Source organism: Gimesia algae (assembly GCF_007746795.1).
Taxonomy (GTDB): Bacteria; Planctomycetota; Planctomycetia; order Planctomycetales; family Planctomycetaceae; genus Gimesia; species Gimesia algae.
Window position 1 is genome coordinate 4,188,609 of record NZ_CP036343.1, and the last position, 18,553, is coordinate 4,207,161.

An 18,553-nucleotide genomic window follows, 5' to 3' on the forward strand; every position below is an offset into this window, starting at 1 on the left:
TTTCATTGCCGAAAGGACTGGACTTTTCCCAAGTGCGAGAACTCGCGCAAAAATGTCGGGAATGTCGTGACAAACTGCACGGCTTTCAATTCCGGCTCGACAGCCTGTAACAGTGCAGGATGAAAAACTCCTGATGTTTCGCTGAAATGTTTGGCGGCATCCACAAAGGAAGTATCACGAATTTCATGCCCGCCAATCACAAGTTGATCCCAGTCTGCCAGATTCAACTTCTCAAAATAAGGATTTTCCGAAACGAGCCCACTGGTACCCGAGAGCCCTTTCTGAAGCGCTGTTAAACCGACGGCGACTGTCGTTGAGACACCGCCCCATGCTCCAATGATCCAAATTCCGATACGTTGTTTCGTCATGATGCTGTCTGAAAACTGATAAAACTAAAGTCAATTGTAATCGCTGATGATAGTGAGGTAGGTAGGAGCAGACAAAAATAAGACTGCTCGACTCGTGGCTGGGCAGATTCAATTACTGCTTTCATTCATATCGTCTGTTCTGTGAGGAAATGTGACGAATCCCATTGTCACAGAATTAAGTTAACCACGTTCATTATTGTAAGTATTGTAGGTTCATGCCGACTCTGCACAATCTAAAGATTCCTGATTGAGCCGATTTTTTATCCTGAATCGTTCCTGGTGAAAAAATTAACTGGTTTTCAGAGTTTGATCAATCCAGTCCATTAAAGACTCTTTAAAGCATTTAATGATTGACTGAGCCTCGCTTTTAGTTTTTGCGAGTTGAGCAGAATCCGTCACCACTGTCTGTGCAAAATAATAGAATTTAATCTTGGGCTCTGTACCTGAGGGACGCACACCAAGTTGTACAGTCAGAGGAGAACCTTCCCCCTCCGCTTCAAACATCAGCACATTTCCCTGAGGTTTAGAAAAGGTCTCGGAGGGGGTATTTTCCGGCAATGCCCGAAGTTCAAGGTTTTGATAGTCTCGCACCAAGGTAAAAGTAAGATTTCCCAGTTTTTGCGGGGGAGTGTTCCGGAGTGCTTTCATCAATTGTTTGATTTGTTCATTCCCCTGTGACCCTTTACAGGTTTTCGAAACTTGTCCTTCCAGATGATATCCATGTTCGAGATAGAGCTCATCGAGGCGGTTCAGTAACGTTTTTCCCTCACTTTTCAATTCCGCCGCCAGTTCACAGGCCCAAAGTGCCGCAATTGCTGCATCTTTGTCCCGGCAATATGTACCAGTCAGATATCCCAGGGACTCTTCAGTGCCAAAGACAAATTCATCCGGACCTTCTTCATCCATCGTTTCTGCAATGTATTTAAAACCGACCAGCAGGTTATTGATAATGCGAACGTTCGCTTTTCGTGATATCTCAGCGATGAGCGGGGTCGTCACAATCGTCTCAACGACATAATGCTTTGGTGTCAGCGTTCCGTTTTCCTGGCGTTTGCGGAGTACGTAATCGGCCAGCAAAGCGCCGACTTGATTGCCCGTAAGATGAATAAATTCACCAGCGTTGTTTTTGGCACAAACGCCCATCCGGTCGGCGTCAGGGTCACTGGCCAGAATAATTTCTGCACCTGACTTTTTGGCCAATTCGATGGCTGGTTGATAGACTTCCGTCCGTTCCGGATTGGGCAAGTGATCGGGAACGTTGGGAAAATTACCATCTTGTTCGCACTGGGGCTCAAAACGATTGACTTGCTTAAACCCCACCTGTTGTAACACATGATAAACAGAAGTCTCTCCCACACCGTGTAGAGGTGTAAATAACCCGTTCAGATCTCTACAGGTTGAATGGCTATGTGCTGCGACGGAACTGCGATATTCGCTGGCAACGTCTTCGTCGATGAATTTGATTAAGCCTTGTTCGACAGCTTGATCGAAATCAACGGTGGGGATTTCAGTAGCCTGATAGACTTCATCAATAATACCCTGATCATGTGGCGGCAGGACCTGGCCTCCGGTAGACCAATATGCTTTAAAGCCGTTGTCAGAAGGAGGATTATGCGAAGCCGTGATCATTGCCCCTACATCACAGCCAAGGTGCCTGACAGCAAAAGAAAGCTCCGGCGTGGATCGGGGTGTTTTGTAAAAGTAAACGGTCAACCCGTGGGCTGCCATCACGGTCGCAGCAATGCGGGCAAATCGTTCAGAGTTGATACGCGAATCACGGGCAATAGCTGCCTTGCCGGTCTGAGCACCAGCGGCTTTCTTAAAATAGACGGCCAGCCCATGCGCGGACTCGGCAATGGTTCTTTCATTAATTGTGGCTGACCCGAAATCGCTCATTAACCCACGGCGGCCTCCGGTCCCGAAGGGGATCACTTCCCAAAAATACGTGTCCAACGTTCCAAATTCTTTATCTTCAATCAGCTTGAGCATCGCTGGCTGGTAAGAGGCATACTGAGGTTCAGTAAGCCATTTCTGCAAATTGGTGAAGGCGGATTCAGAAAGCTGTTTTTCCGTAACAGCAGTGCGGGCGATTTCAATTGCCTGCTGGAAATCTGATGAAGGAGACTGTTGGTTCATCCTATGAGCTTTTCCGGGTTTGAGATCGGGTGGCTTGTTTTTCACATTGTTTTACACGCAATATGTCATTTTCCAAGTCCCCAGAAGCCCAACAGGGTAAGTATTTCCCTGTGTTTCGCATCGCCTCTGTAAGTGGGCGACCCTGAAATGAAACTCTGACAGTGAGCTAGATTGTAGAGTAAAATTACCTGAGAGCCAACCCTGACGCGAATTCCAGTTCTCCCAACCGCACAGCAGTGAAACAGAGAGAGCAACAATCCTGAATTTGAGTTGTTTAGTAATGTGTATTTTGAGGCTGAATCGTATATACCGGGATTTCCCATATGGGTTCCGTCTCTATACAGATACTCTTTTTCCACAGGCTGAGGCCCAAACTGGCAGTTGTACATCCCGCAGTACAATTTATGCAGCGAGTATCGCCGCCAGCCTAATGCTGCATCTATTCACCCGTTGGCTTCGGGACATTCCTGTTGATTTGGATACCACGTTTAATCTTCTGGCAGGAGAATACACAGTCTACTGACGATTAAACCAAACAGACATATTTCAAAAGTGCAAACTGAAATGACAATCGATAGCGGGCCACCAGAAGGGGTGGCCCGCTATCCCAATTTTTAGCTATCAGAGAATCGATTGAATAGTTTTCTAATTCAATGAATAGTTTCTGAAGCTATTTGTAGCAGCGTCTGTTCGACGAATGTCTGCAAAATCTTTTCTTGCTCAAGTCGAGCATTATTTTGCAGACAGTATTCAAAAGCTATTACTTCGCTCTCTGTCAAGTTGCAGGCATGGGATGCATTGTTCCATTCCTACTGACGATCTCAGTTTCATGGCTGAGCAGAGTCTTTTGATCCATCATGATGTTCTGTACCTGTGGGAAGAAATTCCGCAATTGAGACAAAACTAGAAACCCGTCCACGTCTATGCCCCCAAGCTATTCGCTGCGCGCTAAGGAGAGCCAAGTCCGCCTGAAGCCATTGATTCCCCCCTCAGCGACTCACCAATCGCCCCCACTTCGGTCACAATTCACACTCGCTAACTCAACAGCAACCGCCGTGCCGAATACTATTGACTGCGTCCTCTTTTGTTGTCCCCTGAGTTATTCGACTGCATGGATAGCCACTTCGGAACCTGACCTGTTTATATGGCTTTGCTCAACTCTTTTATCAGGCGGTTGATCTCAGCCATGGATTTTCGGTGATGTTCAGCCAGATGCTTGTGAGCTTCACGCGTTTTCTGGTGCAGGACATCAAATTCCTGATGCTCGGTGATTAGTGTCTTATGCTCAGAGTTTTCGCCGGTCGCCTCGTGTCGTGCGATCTCGTGCTCGTGATGTTGGACGTGCATCTCATGCCGATTGATTTCCAGGTAGTGATCTTCCAGGACGACATCGTGCTGAAGGATGTAAGCCTGCGCTTGCACAAGTACTGCGAGGGCCTTTTTATGCTCCGCTCTCCAAACGCCGATGTCGTCCAGCCAACTGGCATGTTCGCTCTGCGCCTGACGATGGTCCTGATGCATGGCGAGATGTTCTTGTTCGGTACTCATTACTTTTCTCCCTGGGATTGAAAGTATCGTTCACGGTACATAACACAAACCAGCCGTCACACTGTACGACGGCGTGTAACATTGAGAGTGATTGTGTTGCAGTTTCGTTAACCCTTGTTTTCTATCACTACGATAAGATCACCTCACGACAGAAACGAGTCGATTCCAGTGCGAATCACGCTGACACTGTTCTGCAATGTGGTCTGTTCTTGCTCGCTCAATTGTAACAGCAGCGCCGTGAAAATGCCATCACCGCCCAGCAGGTGCGGCAGCGACAGAGTGACGCCACCGAGGTGAGCATGTTCTGGACTCTGCGTACTTAACGGTCAGTATCACCCGATGGTCATTGACAATGGCTTTCACAATCCGTGCCAGTGCACAACCGATGTCGTAATAGGCGGTACCTTTGCCAGCGACCAGTCCGCTACCAACAATTCCGACCTTCATCACTCAACTCCCCGTTTCACATCCTGACCTCGATCAAAAGTCGGAGGTCGTACGTAGGCTTGGCGCCCTGCGTACCGGGCTGCATCACCCAAGTGCTCCTCGATCCGTAACAACTGGTTGTATTTCTCCACTCGTTCACCGCGAGCCGGCGCGCCGGACTTGAGGTGGCCAGCATCCATCGCAACCGTCAGGTCCGCGATGAAGCTGTCCACTGTTTCGCCGCTACGATGAGAAACGAAAGTCCCCCAGCCCTGATTCTGAGCCATTCGCACAGCGGTGATCGTCTCAGTCACGGTGCCGATTTGATTGAGCTTGATGAGCACTGCGTTGGCAATGTTCTCGTCAATGCCGCGCGCGATCAGCGTTGGATTGGTGCAGAAAATGTCATCTCCAACCAATTCGATTCGATCGCCCAATGCGGCATTGAGTTGTTTCCATCCTGGCCAATCGTCCTGCCCCATGCCGTCTTCCAGCAAGACGAGTGGGTAGGTTGTGGACAGTTTTTCGTAATAAGTCACCATCTCTTCCGGCTCCAGATGGCGTTGTTCGCGACGCGAGTGATGAGTCTCCTCGGAAGATAACAGGGGCACAATTGAACTCCTTCCCACTTTTATCCCTGAAAGCGGGCAGGTTCGTTTTTGTTGCCGTCAAGAAACCTATAAACAGCCTCCGGACCGAATACTTCGACCAGCCCCAAAGTTGACTCGCCGGGAATACTAGAATACCCAAGCTTTCAGAGCAAACAATTAAATTCATCCAATCAAGCCTGAATTCGAAAAAACGTATGAGTTCACGGATCGTGTACTCATACGTTTTATGGTTCGAAATACGGGACATCGCAAAGCTTACGTCTTCAGTCAGCGGATTCCTTAGGAAATAATTCGAGAAACTCATAACGTAATTCAAAAGACCGTAAAGTCGTGCGGGAAGCAGTTACTCGGTTAGCTCCTTTCGACTCAAATCCCTCCTACGGTTTCGAAGACCGGTGCTCTATTCAGTTAAGCTAACTCTGAAGCAGAACCTTGCATCCCTTCTCTGATAGCTAAAAATAGGGTTAGCGGGCCACCACTGCAGTGGTGGCCCGCTAGTCATTGTTATTTCTGTTTGCACTTCTTAAATATCTCTGTTAGTTTTATCTTCATTTTACGTAGGTTTCACCAGCAAGAAGATTGAGGGTCGTATCAAAGTCAACAGGAATATCTCGCAGCCAACGGGTAAATTGATGGATCATGATTCCGGCAGCGATACTCGCGGCATAGATTGTGCTTCGGGACGTACAGCTGCCAGTTTGGGCCTCAGCCTGTGGGAACAAAGTCTCTGAATACCGATAGAAGTCAGTTGAAGACGAAACCGCCAGGACACGAATAATCTCTCCCAACATTCTTCCGTCCAACCAGAATTCACATTTATTGCTGACCGACCGCCAGATTGCGGACCGCGTGGAAATGGAATCAACACAACAGAAGACAGCCTCTCCAACTGGTAAAGTTGCACGATAACGATCCGAAACCCTAGTCACCTGGATCGAATCATCAAGTCGATGAATGGCATTCGCTGTCGCTTCTACTTTAGACTGCCCTAGATCCTGTGCCCAATACCCTTGAGTCGTGATATTGGTCAATTCCACCGTGTCAAAGTCGATCAACTGAATCTGCGGTGTCCCAATGGCCGCCAGTTGCAGGGCGACCTGACGACCAATGGCTCCCACTCCGATAACAGTCGCAGTCATCTGTGAAAGCCGTTCTGCCGAGATCAGATCACTCTGTCTCTGGAAACGATCCATAGTCATATTTAATGTATTCAAATCTTTCCTCCTTTCAATTCGTTCTCAGCAAACAGCCAATCCTCTTCCCAGTCAAAATCTGCGGTCTGATCAAAAGCAGACTGGCGCAGGCGACGATTATGTTGCGGATGTACATGACTTAAATATTCATTCTCCCAACGCTCTGGATCACATCCGGCAAACGTTTGAGAGTAATCCCGTTTCACTGGGATCTCGAACTCAGCCTTGGGTCCCGCATTAAACCTTAGACGCGCATATGTTTGACCTGTCCGGGCCAGAATAAACATCACAGCCCAGTCGGATCGACCAAAGACACGATCAAACGTTTCTTCATCAGTTTGACTCGGCAAGGGGCAATCTCCCGGATGCGTATGAATCCAGATCCGACCAAACTGTTCAGGACGGAGACCTACATCCACCTGATCGTCAAAGAAATTCGCGACTGCCTCATCGTCGAAAGCCACATGAGCCAACGAGCAGGTCTGTTCCACAAGCTGCAGGTCCTGTACCAACAGCAGGTCGTCCTCTGAAGTAATCCCGAATCCACCGACTTCGGTTTCACCATAATCACGCAGGTACAACAGTTTCGCCCAGGCAGTCGGGCTGAACCGTAGTCGCGGTAACCGGGTTTGCTGCTGAGGCATGGGTTTCCGGTAATTCTTTCTCTGTTTCTTCGAGTTCTTCTGCATCACAATCAGAGCACCTTTCATTTTCAAGTAAACAACGTTGACAGCAGTCGGCATTACACTGCATGCATTGTTTCAGACAGGACGAACAGCAGTTGCTGTGACAGCTGTCACAGTGCGACAAACACTCATGGCAAAACGGACAATCGCAGTCCGAACAATCCCGGGCACACTCCGTGCAGAGTGCGATTTCACAGTTTTCACAGCGTGTCTGTTCGTTGGCTGCAATCACATCAGCGCACTCGGTACATTCGACACTATGCCAGTCAGATAATTCCACGTAAGGGCTGCCGGGGTTATAAGTTCGCAACAAGCTGACCACCATCGTGAAAAAATCAAACAGACGTCCCTGTTCCAGCGACCGGCGTATTGCCAGACGTCCGTCCCCTTCGCAGACGACTTCTGATTGAACGTGCGGATGCGTGACACAGTCATTGACGAACGCCGGATTTGGGTCCGTGGCGATCACCCGATAAGGGGATGAAACATCCATTTTTAGATTTCCATATTTGAGACAAATCTCAAATGGCCCTAGATAGACGGCCTCCAGTTCAATCGGCTCTGTGACAACAGAAATGGTCTGCGCACGTAGATCCAGCTTCAGTTCACCGAATTCTTCTTCTAAAGCCAGCAATTCTGCATAGAGTTCCCTGACGGAAGAAATCTGCTGCTGTGATGAATCAGACATCAATTCCGCATGTAGTGCTGTCAGTTGTTGAATTAACTGGGCAAGACCAGTTTTCAGATCTCGTTCCAGCTTTGATGCAGCCAAATCCCAATCCCTGTGTTGTGCCCGCTGACGTTTCCGAATCAAGCGATCACAGTGCCACCAGTCTTCGAAAGGCAGTTTTAATTGTGTCGCAGAGTCTTCTGATACCAGACGCTGATAAATTTGACTGGCAGTCCGCCAGAGTCGTTTTCGTGGAAGTTGCATTGTCTCCTCTTTCAAAAAATGGATTCCAGAACAGGCTGCCGGGTATTAAACCCCGACAGCCTGTGGAAATATAAAAGCCAGGGTCACGCCCCCTCGATTTTCGTGGGCGTTATGGAAATCCGGTCCCCATCCTGTAACCGCTGGTTTGGGGGACATGGCTGGCGATTCACGCGAATCAAGTAATCGCGTGCTTCTGCATCCCCCATCTTCTGTTCGAATAGTTGTGCCACCGTGGTTTCTGCGGAGACCTCGATATAATCAGCGAAACCACCGCCATCATTATTGATCAATAAAAGCTTCATAGAAGTCCTTCCAGTTTCTGTTTAAATTTCGTTAAAAACACACATTGTTTGTTTATGTGAGAGGCTGCCGTTTGCGACGTCGTTTCCTGCGGCGTGTATTACCTTTCACACCCCGTCGTCCCTTGATGCGACCAGCGTGCAACGTTTGCCGCAGGACTGACTGCGCATTCGATCGTGCACTGAGGTCCTCTGAGACAGTTCGACAGCATTCGCACGGTTGAAGATCAGGCCACCACCGGTTCATGGTGCGCCCCTTGTCGCTGGGAATTCAGTCGATTGGTTTCCAGTTCATCCCAATCGATCACATAGGGCCCCGATTCTTCTGCTACCGGATCAATGAGCTCATCGGGCTCCGCCAGTAAAAATCCCAGACGTTTCACTGTTGACATGCTTTCGCCGGTTGCCAGGGCAACGGCCCGATTTAAGTCTGCCTGTTTCATCAGTTGTCTCCTTCGATATGAAAATGTTTAAACAAAAAAAGCCCCGGCCCTGCAGAGACGATTCTGCAAGACCGGGGCGTACTGTTGTGAAATTCAATTATCAGGGGCTGTGGGAGAGCCAATGCTGCTCCAGCCAGTCCGTTTCTGATTTCAGGGCAGCACTCCGCTGTGTGAAAGGTCCCAGTTGCGGCCCATCCACGGGGGACAGATCCACGAGCCACTGACCTGCTACATTCGGTTCGACATAAGAGCCACGTGAAATGGTCAGTCGACCGATGGTTGCCAGATCAATGGCTTCCGAGTAAACGCAGTGCACTGTCCCCTGTGGCGAGATCAAAATTTTCATCTGGCATCCTTATTTTGGAGTTCGGATAATTTGTCGCCGCGGCCGGTCGATCAACAGACCATCCAGGGCTGCCTGGACCCCCGATAACTCAGATGCGACCTGCTGACGGAGTTCACCGCGCTTGCGCAATTCCTGGGGCTGGATGCCCTGCACGATCCCCTGACACTGCGCTACCAGAGTATCCAGCTGTTCGTTGGAACGCACATTCAGGGAGCGGAACCGTTCAAAGAACTCGTGCAGGTTACCGATGGCGGAATCACGGAAAACTTTGGGCCGGCCATCGGCCTGACCACTCAAACGGTCCGTCAGATGCGATACCAACTGTGACAGCTCTCCCAGAAAGGCGTCTTCGGCCAGCCTGACCGCTTCCTCAAACCGCGACTGCACGCGCTGGCATTCCTGCTCATACAGTTCCGGATTGAGCTGTCTTAAATAATCCGGCGGTTCGACGCTGGGAAAATCCCAGGAAACCTCGAACAGACCAGTCAGCGTCATGGGATAATCATCGTCGTTGAAGAGACTCCCCAGGCGCTCCCGGGCTGCTGACTTCAGGGACAAGTATTGTTCATCCAGTTGTGAAACCGCTTCGTTAAGCTCAACCGTAAACTGGTTCATCTGCTCCTGAAAAGCAGTCAAGGCATCCTGCCGCAATAACCGTATCCCGGGTTCTGGAAACGGCAGGCTGATTGAAGTCCAGTATGATCGCACCCGCTGCCGGACCGCATTTACGGCCCGGAACCGGGGATGCCCCGTATCCAGCAGTTTTTTTCCGGCACTCAGGAACGTCCCTTCCGCCCCAAACGATTCGGCAGCCTGAGTCTTCTGGTCGCGTGTCAAGGATTTGCGTGTGCCAAACCATTCAAAACTGATGCGTGTGGCGCACATCGTTGATCGTAGCCGATCGATGGGATCGGTGCGGGTATTTACTTCATCAATAGCAGTCATGGTCATATTAGCTCCTTAAATAGAGTGTGGTTTAGTTTCTGTGAGGATCGCGTGAGAGATTCCGGCGTGAACGGGAACCGGTACGCTCGTCATTGCTAAATACTCCTGGCTGTTCTGCTGACAGACAGCGTTTACTGGCCCAGCGTCGTAAACGGGCCACCGATTCGGCGGCGGTAATGGCCACGGGAACCACGTTTTCTGCAGCCTTGATTAAAGGAACGTCGAGCAGCGCTGCCAGTCGACAGCAAGCCCGGATTTCTGATCCGGTCCAGTGCCGGTCGTCCGGCAAGCGTTGATCTGGTGAAAGCCCAAACAGATCACGATACAAACTCCAGATGGCCTGCTTCTGGTCATCGCCCGGTAAATCCAGAAAGAACAAAGCGTCAAAGCGTTCGGCCCGTACAAACTCCGGCGGCAGTTTGGAAATGTCGTTCGCGGTACAGACTACGAACACATCAGAAGCATGATCGTTCAGCCAGCTGAGTAACGTTCCCAGCATGCGTGTGGAAACGCCGCTATCAGACTGACCGGAAGAAGCTGCACCACCCAAGCCTTTTTCGACTTCATCAATGAACAGGACGGCGGGCTGCATCGCATCGACGATGCGGAGTGCTCGTCGAGTTCGCTCTTCGGTTTGACCGACCAGCGCGCCCATTAAAGCTCCGACGTCGAGTGTCAGGGTGGGACGCCCGGTCTCCCTGCCAAGTGCTTTGGCAAACGCACTTTTCCCGGTTCCGGGAACTCCCAGCAGCAAGACGCCTCTGGGACGAACTGGTGTCTCATCCTGGGGGCGGAATCGAAGAGCTTGCAGGCAAAAAGCTTTGAGTGCTTCCAAGCCTCCCAGGCCAGCGAATGACTCCGATCCCTCGTGCAGCGATAGCAGACCGCTTTTCAGCAGTGTCTGGGATTTCAGTTCCAGTACGACCGAAGCTTCGATGCGCTGGTGTCGCACTAGCGACAGACTGAAGGCGCCTTCTGCTTCATAACGTGTCAGGCCCGAGGCAGCGTCCAGAACACGTTCGAGTTCTGGTTCCTCCGGCAATTCTCCCGTTTCCGTAGCGATACTGCGGGCAATCTCTAACAGTTGACTTCGATCGGGAAGATCATGTTCCAAACAGACAAACAGTTTTTCTAACTCCGTGGGGATCTGGACCAGGCTGGAAAGAATAACAATAAACGTCCGTGCCTGTTTCCCCAGATTAATCTGTTGTGTCAGAGCCTGAACGATTTCAGGGGAATTGATGAACCGATGGAAATTTTTGAGGACCAGCAGCGTGGGGCGGTCCGGATCGTCCTGACTACTCAGACTGTGGATGGCCGCCAGGGGATCGGGGGGTGAAGTGTCGTTGCCCTCAGCGAATTCCGTCCCCTGCATACCCCGGTCAATATCCCAGGAGAATAACCGCCAGTCTTCCGTGTGGCAGAGACGGGCCATCTCCAGCAACGCCTCATCGTGTTCATGACTCTGAATCCAGATCCCGGTAAAGCAGGCGCGTACGTTCTCCGCAAGACGTTCGGATAGTAACATAGATGTTTCCTTGATGGTTTGAAGAAATAGAAGGTGTGAAGTGTGCTTAAGTGGTTTTTGCCAGTTGGCCGATCGACTCCAGCCAGGAAATGATTTCCCCGTCCGGATCGCGTTCCTGCAGCAGAGGGACCGACATCTGTTCAACGGCGCTGGTATTGAGCCAGTGCTTGGCCCGAATAGCAAGCCGGATGCGTGGTCGACGATCGAGCAGTTCCCAACGATAGTCGTCATTTCCGACTGTCAAAGACCCGCTGTGCCACTTCCGACGCCACGCAATCATGGTCCCCGAAATCGGGACTAATATTGGCAAAGGCCTGAATGGCACGGGGATGCAAGTAGTTCTCCAGGCTCCGTTTCTGTGTTAGCACAGCACGGCATCGAATTCGTTGATTGATCTGAGCAACCATCTCTTCCCGCTGTTCCGACTCAGGCGACGTTTCCCCGTCATAGATATGAAATTCTGGCAATTGAAGCGGGGCCAGCCGCCTGACCCAGGCCCGGGGATGGCCGCCGATGGGCAGAAAGACGAGTTCCCCTTTGCGTTCCATCGCGGCCAGGTCAGGGAGTGCGGGCTGATCGGCATGGAGCAGCGTGGAAATGCGTCTCAGGAATTCGATGTCGTGTGTTCCTTCAACGACTACCAGCACACGCACTGGCTGGGGATCTTCGGGAATTGGGTCCGGTAAGACCTGAATATGTTGATTTGCGAAAACTAATTCTCCTGTGTCAGATGATTGGGTTGGTGTTGGACGGTTTGATGATATTCAGCCGTCAGTTGTTCGGATGCGGTCGCGCCCAGCGCAGTTTCCAAAAACCGGCTGGCGTGCTTGCACCGGGAGCCGGTAAAGCCGCGGGTTTCGATGCGGGACTGACCGTCGGCTGAAAAAATAATGTCTATTGTTTTCAATGGTCTGCTCCGATCTGAATGGTGAGTTTGATGGAACCGTCACTGAGCTGGTTTTCCAGGACGGAATGTCCCTTCCGGCGTGCTTCCATTCGGCATTTTTCCACGCCATAAAATTGTAGTAGTCGATTGAGCTGTGCCGGTTCACCCCAACGACCTTGAAAGTTGTCGTATCTGACCTGGCCCTGGTCGACATCGAAAACGACGGGGTATCGCCAGTCCGGTAGCCGAACACAGTAGCCAGTGGCTTCACCGCTAAACAGGGGGACGGTTTCGTGAACAGGCTCTCCCAGTTCGAGTCGGTGACAGGCCAGGCGCAGCGCCTCGGCATCGCGGACTTCCGTTGTTATTGTGACAATATGTGACATTTCAGTTTTCCCTTTCTGTAGATGGGTTGGCAGGAGATTGTGGTAAATCCGTCAATCGGCGTTTGTCTGGTTTTGGTGTGACAGGTGGCATCAGGCGTGGTTCCGATGAGACCAGATCATCCAGCAGTAATTCTGCGATCTCATTCTCGTCCACAGGTTCTACCTTCTGTTGCAGCAACAGCCAGCAGATCAGCAGGGGAAGCAGGCTGACGACCACCATGGTCACCCTGGTGATCGCAGCTACAACGATCGGATCTCGGTTTCGGCCGTCGGCAATTTCGCGACGTTCTGCTTCCAGCTGATCGCGCTGGTGTCCGATCTCGCTCCGTTCGGTCTGAATCGCACGCTGCAAGGCGACCATCTCCCGTCTGGCTTGGGCATCCGCCTCCACTAGTTCCCGTGAACCCGAGGCGACTTCCTGCTGGAGATCCGACATCCGGCGATTCTGGTCCGCCTGGCGTTCCAGTTGTTGCGTGGCCAGATCAGCCACGCGACTGTTTTCGTCTGAATTACAACTGGCTCCGGTCAGCAGGATCAGAATTAGTGTGATTCGAAGCGTCTGTTTTTCCATGTGCCCTCCAGCGATGAATCAGGTGTCTGAGAATGCCCTGTAGCGCCAGTCGCAGCCGTCGTTCTTTGACAAAAGCGATGACTGCCAGCAACAGCGCGACAGAGACAAACGTTAAAACAATAATTTCCAAGCAATGCTCCTTTCTGATGAGAGGTTAAGTGAAAAGCAAAACGCCCCGCATTCCTAAAAAATGCAAGGCGTTTTTAAATGACGACGGTCTTGAATCGGGGATTGATTTTGATACAGAATAGATAATCCGTGCCCTTATTTATTATGACACGTTTCGGGCTAAAATTCAGGTAATGGGACACGCTCGATGGTGATTGAAGAATCACAGCGAATGCCTGATACTTAATTTTCCAGCTTGTGATATTCCCTGGCTTCTATTCCTTCATGTATCATGACACGTTTTTCGCCAATATTTAGGTTTTACCGTAATCTCGTTTCGTGTCGTCTGGTTCGTACTTTTTGACTATTGATTTGGCAATCAGTTGCAGCAGTCGATGAATGGAGCTTCCCGGTAGGACTGGTCCAGGTTGATTAGCTTGACTCTTTTTTGATTTAGATTGTCTGGTCTTCAAAGCAGCTCCTTTCAGATGGCGCATTAAAAAAACCCGGCATATGCCGGGGTCAGAGATTGGGTTAGAGTGACATTTCATTTTCAGAGCGGAGGCCGCTGATAACCGGCCTTCACCTGGAACGAATACTTCTTATTCTTGTGCCTGCGAAGTTTTTTATAGTCGTCAGGCGGTTCTTTCAGAAACACATACGGACTCGAAAGCCCCTCTTCCTGCATCTGCCGATGCAGCTTCAGGGCGTAATAGACCGCTGTCTGGGTGGGTTTACATTCCAGCTGACGAGCGATTTCCCGTTGTTCCATACCGACAGTAGCCAGTCTGATGGCTTCTGGACGAATCAACTCGCGTTGAGGAGGTTCAAAGAGATCCAGGGTCAATTCCCGGGTCAGTAACTGCTGTAACTCTGGAGACGCCGCCGCATCGGGAATGCTCCCGGCTAGATTGAGGCGGATCTTAGCACGAGGCAGCAGATGACCGCCATCAATGAGGCGTACCTGGTAGACATAGATTTCAGGGACTAGCTCCCTGATTAAATCACCGAACTCATGCGAGTGAATATCAACATCTTCGAGGTGATGTTGCAATATTCCCTTGAGCTCTAATGTGGATTTCGGAAGATTAAGTTGCCGGGATCTCGCGTGCTCCAATGCCCTCCGATCAAGTAATAACTGTTTTTCTCGATTCTTTAAATCAGAGAGCATCTCAGAGAAAAAATCACTATTAAAGTCATCCGTCTCTCTGATCAATTTTTTGAGTTTATCACGTTCATGTGCAATTTCTTCCTCTTCCCGATTCAATTGATTTTCACGGGCAAGGAGCTTTTCAGGACCACCAGCTTGCGCTTGCTGCACAATTTCTCGAAACTGAGGATCAATTTCATCCAGAGTCGTAAGGCTGTCCAGAATCACCTCCAATAGTTTCTGTGCAGCTTTAGGCCCATTAAACCCAATGGAGTTCCAGCAGTGCCACTCGCGGGAATTGGAGCACATCAGGTTATCCGTCATGCCGTTGCCTCCCCACACGTAATGACAACCGCAATAGAAGCATGTCGCATGCTGACCAAAGGCCCGGGTTCGTTTCTTGGGAACTCGAGATCTTGAATCAACGCCGTTCTGGTTCTGCTTACGTTTAAAATGAGCATTTTTTTCAGCTATCGCTTCGAGAACGGGATCAATATCATCAGGAGAGAAGAAGGCCAGGTGAGGTTCTTCCCGATAACAGGGGCCATTCGGATTGGGGACCGAGATTCTCCTTCCAGTTTCATGATGTTTGATGGAATGCGTTTTTCCACGTTGGGGGAACCCCTTAAGGATCGGGTTACGGTAGAAACGTAATACCATTCGTCCGTCCCATTTATCCTTTTTGCAATTGGGGCCTGGTGAAAATCCATTTTCATTGAAGTATTCTGCAACGGCTGCGCCATTGAGTGTCCGTTTGAGGATTTGCAGACCTTCGTGTATGAATACAGCTGCATCTTCATCCTTGACCCAGTCTGAATATGACTTGGCGTTGTCAGGTTTGATATATCCAGCGGTAAGACCAGGAGTGGCACCTCCATACTTTTTAAACCGGTTCATCAGTTTATATTTCAATCGACGTGATGTATGCGTATTGTGTTTCAGATGTTCTTTACATGCATCAAGTACATCGTCTTCCCAATTTTCATTGTTAGTGTCAATAAAATCGTTGGGTGAAATCACTCTGGTTCCATGGTCGACTGCAATGCCACAAAGCCGGTGAGCTGCTGGACCACGTACCAGGCGACCAAGATCTTCGACGATTAATAAATCCAACTCATCTGATTTGAGCCAGTTTTTAATCTCAAGAAGTTCTGGACGGTCAAGTCGTTCTCCTTTTCCCTTGGTTGTGATCTTCCTGAACTCAATCTCTCCATCAAACATTTCACGGGCAACCTGTTTGCCATGGTCTACTTGATCGTCCAGGCTGATTTCTTTCTGGTTTGCACAACCGGAAATACGCCCAGGAATTCCAACGATCAAGGTATGACCGTTCCGCGGTACAAGTTCAATTTCTTCTCTATAACTCATTATTTATCACTCCGTTTTAAATGAATGTTTTTTGTTTTTAAATGTGTTTAAAGCAAGTCAGTATGTTTAGAGTCACACTTTGTTAGCACTGGCCCATTGCCTCGCAAAAGCAAGAGACTGGGGCCAAAGACGCAGTGCGCGTTCTATCTCACGTTTTTGTGTTGTGGCACGGGTGTGCGTATAAACGCCCGTCATGCCCAGGCTGCCGCCACGGGCGTCCTCGCTCGGTTTATGCCCCAGTGTGATCTGCCGTATGAGCGGATCAACGTTGGCATCCTGAAGTAGAGTGGCAAAAGAATGCCGCCAGCTTTTGGGGCAAGATGACTGTTTCAGGCCTGCTGCCTTGGCGGTACGGATAAATGAAGTCCGCACACGCTCAGATCGTACCACGCCTGCTTCACGCCAGACCGATCTGGCGAGTTTCTCATCCATAGTTTGAGATAGAGTGAGCACACTTCCTGAATCAGTATCCGAGATGCGTTGCTGAAGCAGTTCCTGGAGTGCCATTTGATCCAAGTTCCCCAAAGGGGAGCTGAAGGCGTCAAACTGGTGCCGGATAAAGACAGGACCTGATGTTCGGTTGCCAATCACCCTGCGTAAGACGGCGACTGCTTCCTTTACTAAGGGCACAGAACGTTCGCGCCTGGTTTTGACTTTCCAGTGCAACTCAGTCTTATTACGGACGCGAAGCCATCCGTTTTCCAGATCGACATCTTCTATCAACAGATGAATTAGTTCGCCTGACCTTAATCCTGCCTTGGCAAGAATAAAGTGGATGGGAAACGCCCAGTCGTCTGCATTCTGAAAGAAACGCAATTCATCCTCAACATCGAAGACAAAGATGGGCTTAGCGTCTTCAATTTTCATCCGTTCCAGATTGAGTTTAGAGAACGGGTTTTCAAAAGTGGGAGGAAGGAAGCGTTGTTGGGCGGCGTAGATATAGACCGACCGACAAACTTCCAGAATGAAACGTAGTCCTTTATCACGAAGTGTCCGCCTGGCCGTATTGGGATGGCCGTTGGGGGAAATCTTCTGCTTCCTCAACCAGGCCACAAAATGGTCTGACCGAATGGAATGGGCCAGATCAGATGGACGACATTCGTTGAAATAATTTTCAAGATGCTGAGTCGCTGATCGATAGCGCCTGATCGTGGCCGGAGAAGAGTTCACTACAGTTTCATGGTGATTGAGAAAGGCTTGCCGCAGTTTTGAGAAACTGACAGACCTGAATGAAAACAGGGTGGGACTGGATGAAGCCAGCTGCGCATTTACTTGTGCTGCAATCTGTGCGGCTTCCTCTTCAGTTTCAGCCACCTTGGGGCGTCGTTGTACCTTTACTCCACTTTGGTATTCAAGGTAATAAAGATACCAGGCACCGTGATGAAGATAGTACGAAACGCGCCCTACGCGCTTTCGCTGTGAAGACTTCTTGCGTCGTCTCATCAAAACCTCCCGTGCACAATGTGTGCACCAACTGTGCACCAGGAGGTTTATTATGTCGCGCAAAAAATAACGCTAAGTTATTGAATTCAATAACTTAGCGCGTTTGGTCAGTTTGATAAGCGGAGAGGGGGGGATTCGAACCCCCGGTACCTTTCAGCACGCCGGTTTTCAAGACCGGTGCAATCGGCCACTCTGCCACCTCTCCTGCAGCCCGAAATTCCTTGAAGGACTGGGCTTCGGTCGAAAGTATATAGACTCTCGGCAAGGTTGTAAAGTCTCATATTTGTTCTGTTTCTGCAGCATTCCAGCTGAAAACCCGCGGGTTTCCAGTTAAACCGAATTTACGGCATCTGATTGCATAATCCAGCCCGGAAAAGATCATTTCTCACTTCTCTGATACGTTTCTTATACTAAAACGGACTAAGATACAGTCTTAAACCTTTTATCATCTCACTGTCGGTCCACTGGTGTCACACCATGCGATCACAGCCTGTCAGAGGAAACAGCCGTGGCGGAACGTGGAACAGTTCATCTCAATATGATCGTCACCAAAACCGGGGACCAGGGTCAGACCTACCTCAATGATGGCTCGCGGATCGCGAAATCCAGCAATCGGATCAAAGCTTTGGCCTTTATCGAACAGGTGGCTGTCAAACTGGGCTACTTCATTCACGCCTGCGAAAACGAGATCCTGCAGATTCAACTGCCGGAAGAATGCAGTTGTCAGATCAACCTGACTCAGTTGGCCATTTCATTTCAACAGGAAATGTATGACATCGGCTCTGATATCAGCACGCCAATCGCCGACGGCGAAGCCCAGAAACGTTTTCCCCAGGAATCGGTAGAGGAACTGACCGAACTGATTGCCCGTCTCACGCCGGCGCTGGAACCCCTGGATTCCTTCATTCTCCCTCAGGGGAGTCTGCGTGTGCTCCTCTCTCATGATATCCGCACGCTGGTACGGCAGGCAGAGATTCATGTCTGGGACATTGAAGAAGCGGTTAATCCCGCGGTACCTCAGTTTCTCAATCGTCTATCTGATTTCTGGTTCGTACTCGGAAGAATTCTATTCGCAGAGGAGAATCAAACGGGAGGAGCTGAAAATCAAAAGTGGGAACCCCGGCAGAAACAGGACCGGGGCTTCCGGATCAATCCAGCATGATCCCTTCCTACCCGCT

The 18,553-nt window shown here is 50.1% G+C and carries 22 protein-coding genes, 1 tRNA gene and 1 pseudogene; 1 reads left to right on the top strand and 23 read right to left on the bottom strand.

The window, feature by feature from the left end; all coding sequences use genetic code 11:
• Positions 1-2: 2 nt before the first annotated feature.
• The 23 genes and pseudogenes from Pan161_RS15550 to Pan161_RS15660 all read right to left on the bottom strand — a co-directional run bounded on the left by Pan161_RS15550 (position 3) and on the right by Pan161_RS15660 (position 17,580).
• Positions 3-368, bottom strand: a complete 366-nt coding sequence (locus tag Pan161_RS15550; RefSeq protein WP_197995320.1) for an inositol-3-phosphate synthase — start codon at positions 366-368, stop codon at positions 3-5.
• A 288-nt stretch (positions 369-656) separates the two neighbouring features.
• Positions 657-2,504 carry a phospho-sugar mutase gene (locus tag Pan161_RS15555; RefSeq protein WP_145228524.1) on the bottom strand — a complete coding sequence of 616 codons (1,848 nt, stop codon included), beginning with the start codon at positions 2,502-2,504 and terminating at the stop codon, positions 657-659.
• Positions 2,505-3,279: 775 nt separating this feature from the next.
• A complete protein-coding gene (locus Pan161_RS31390; RefSeq protein ID WP_197995524.1) occupies positions 3,280-3,423 on the bottom strand; it encodes a Wadjet anti-phage system protein JetD domain-containing protein in 144 nt (47 codons plus the stop codon).
• Between the two features lie 221 nt (positions 3,424-3,644).
• Positions 3,645-4,052: a hypothetical protein gene (locus Pan161_RS15570; protein ID WP_145228525.1), complete on the bottom strand. Its 408-nt coding sequence runs from the start codon at positions 4,050-4,052 to the stop codon at positions 3,645-3,647.
• A 249-nt stretch (positions 4,053-4,301) separates the two neighbouring features.
• The gene (locus tag Pan161_RS15575) at positions 4,302-4,499 is read right to left on the bottom strand and encodes a hypothetical protein (protein ID WP_145228526.1); all 198 of its coding nucleotides are present in this window, start codon (positions 4,497-4,499) and stop codon (positions 4,302-4,304) included.
• Positions 4,499-5,053: pseudogene (locus tag Pan161_RS15580) on the bottom strand (phosphopyruvate hydratase); the annotation flags it as partial. The gene Pan161_RS15575 and the pseudogene Pan161_RS15580, both read right to left, overlap by 1 nt.
• A 584-nt stretch (positions 5,054-5,637) precedes the next feature.
• Positions 5,638-6,303 (bottom strand): HesA/MoeB/ThiF family protein, encoded by a 666-nt coding sequence (locus Pan161_RS15585; protein ID WP_315851549.1) that lies wholly within the window; start codon positions 6,301-6,303, stop codon positions 5,638-5,640.
• Positions 6,300-6,926 (bottom strand): hypothetical protein, encoded by a 627-nt coding sequence (locus tag Pan161_RS15590; RefSeq protein WP_232103258.1) that lies wholly within the window; start codon positions 6,924-6,926, stop codon positions 6,300-6,302. Before Pan161_RS15590 ends, Pan161_RS15585 begins: the two co-directional genes overlap by 4 nt.
• A complete protein-coding gene (locus Pan161_RS15595; RefSeq protein ID WP_145228528.1) occupies positions 6,850-7,902 on the bottom strand; it encodes a hypothetical protein in 1,053 nt (350 codons plus the stop codon). Before Pan161_RS15595 ends, Pan161_RS15590 begins: the two co-directional genes overlap by 77 nt.
• Positions 7,903-7,985: 83 nt before the next feature.
• The gene (locus Pan161_RS15600) at positions 7,986-8,204 is read right to left on the bottom strand and encodes a MoaD/ThiS family protein (RefSeq protein ID WP_145228529.1); all 219 of its coding nucleotides are present in this window, start codon (positions 8,202-8,204) and stop codon (positions 7,986-7,988) included.
• 224 nt (positions 8,205-8,428) lie between these two features.
• A complete protein-coding gene (locus Pan161_RS15605; protein ID WP_145228530.1) occupies positions 8,429-8,644 on the bottom strand; it encodes a hypothetical protein in 216 nt (71 codons plus the stop codon).
• A gap of 100 nt (positions 8,645-8,744) precedes the next feature.
• The gene (locus Pan161_RS15610) at positions 8,745-8,990 is read right to left on the bottom strand and encodes a hypothetical protein (protein ID WP_145228531.1); all 246 of its coding nucleotides are present in this window, start codon (positions 8,988-8,990) and stop codon (positions 8,745-8,747) included.
• 9 nt (positions 8,991-8,999) lie between these two features.
• The gene (locus tag Pan161_RS15615; RefSeq protein ID WP_145228532.1) at positions 9,000-9,941 is read right to left on the bottom strand and encodes a hypothetical protein; all 942 of its coding nucleotides are present in this window, start codon (positions 9,939-9,941) and stop codon (positions 9,000-9,002) included.
• Positions 9,942-9,966: 25 nt separating this feature from the next.
• Complete coding sequence (locus Pan161_RS15620; protein WP_145228533.1) at positions 9,967-11,463, bottom strand: AAA family ATPase; 1,497 nt, start codon at positions 11,461-11,463, stop codon at positions 9,967-9,969.
• Between the two features lie 46 nt (positions 11,464-11,509).
• Entirely contained in the window at positions 11,510-11,707 is a 198-nt protein-coding gene (locus Pan161_RS30580) for a hypothetical protein (RefSeq protein WP_197995323.1), read from the bottom strand.
• The gene (locus Pan161_RS30585; RefSeq protein ID WP_197995324.1) at positions 11,691-12,116 is read right to left on the bottom strand and encodes a hypothetical protein; all 426 of its coding nucleotides are present in this window, start codon (positions 12,114-12,116) and stop codon (positions 11,691-11,693) included. Before Pan161_RS30585 ends, Pan161_RS30580 begins: the two co-directional genes overlap by 17 nt.
• Positions 12,117-12,175: 59 nt before the next feature.
• Positions 12,176-12,370, bottom strand: coding sequence for a DUF2997 domain-containing protein (locus tag Pan161_RS15630; RefSeq protein ID WP_145228534.1), 195 nt, complete (start codon positions 12,368-12,370; stop codon positions 12,176-12,178).
• Entirely contained in the window at positions 12,367-12,735 is a 369-nt protein-coding gene (locus tag Pan161_RS15635) for a DUF1257 domain-containing protein (protein ID WP_145228535.1), read from the bottom strand. Before Pan161_RS15635 ends, Pan161_RS15630 begins: the two co-directional genes overlap by 4 nt.
• A 1-nt stretch (position 12,736) precedes the next feature.
• Positions 12,737-13,306 carry a hypothetical protein gene (locus Pan161_RS15640; RefSeq protein ID WP_197995325.1) on the bottom strand — a complete coding sequence of 190 codons (570 nt, stop codon included), beginning with the start codon at positions 13,304-13,306 and terminating at the stop codon, positions 12,737-12,739.
• Entirely contained in the window at positions 13,245-13,436 is a 192-nt protein-coding gene (locus Pan161_RS15645) for a hypothetical protein (RefSeq protein WP_145228537.1), read from the bottom strand. The genes Pan161_RS15640 and Pan161_RS15645 overlap by 62 nt, the downstream gene beginning before the upstream one ends.
• 531 nt (positions 13,437-13,967) lie before the next feature.
• A complete protein-coding gene (locus tag Pan161_RS15650) occupies positions 13,968-15,932 on the bottom strand; it encodes a serine integrase family protein (protein WP_145228538.1) in 1,965 nt (654 codons plus the stop codon).
• A 72-nt stretch (positions 15,933-16,004) separates the two neighbouring features.
• A complete protein-coding gene (locus Pan161_RS15655; RefSeq protein ID WP_145228539.1) occupies positions 16,005-17,375 on the bottom strand; it encodes a tyrosine-type recombinase/integrase in 1,371 nt (456 codons plus the stop codon).
• 120 nt (positions 17,376-17,495) lie between these two features.
• Positions 17,496-17,580: transfer RNA gene (locus tag Pan161_RS15660), tRNA-Ser, on the bottom strand.
• A 303-nt stretch (positions 17,581-17,883) separates the two neighbouring features.
• Here Pan161_RS15660 and Pan161_RS15665 point away from each other — a divergent pair.
• On the top strand, positions 17,884-18,537 hold the full coding sequence (locus tag Pan161_RS15665; RefSeq protein ID WP_145228540.1) for an ATP:cob(I)alamin adenosyltransferase: 654 nt from the start codon (positions 17,884-17,886) through the stop codon (positions 18,535-18,537).
• The last annotated feature ends 16 nt before the right edge of the window (positions 18,538-18,553 follow it).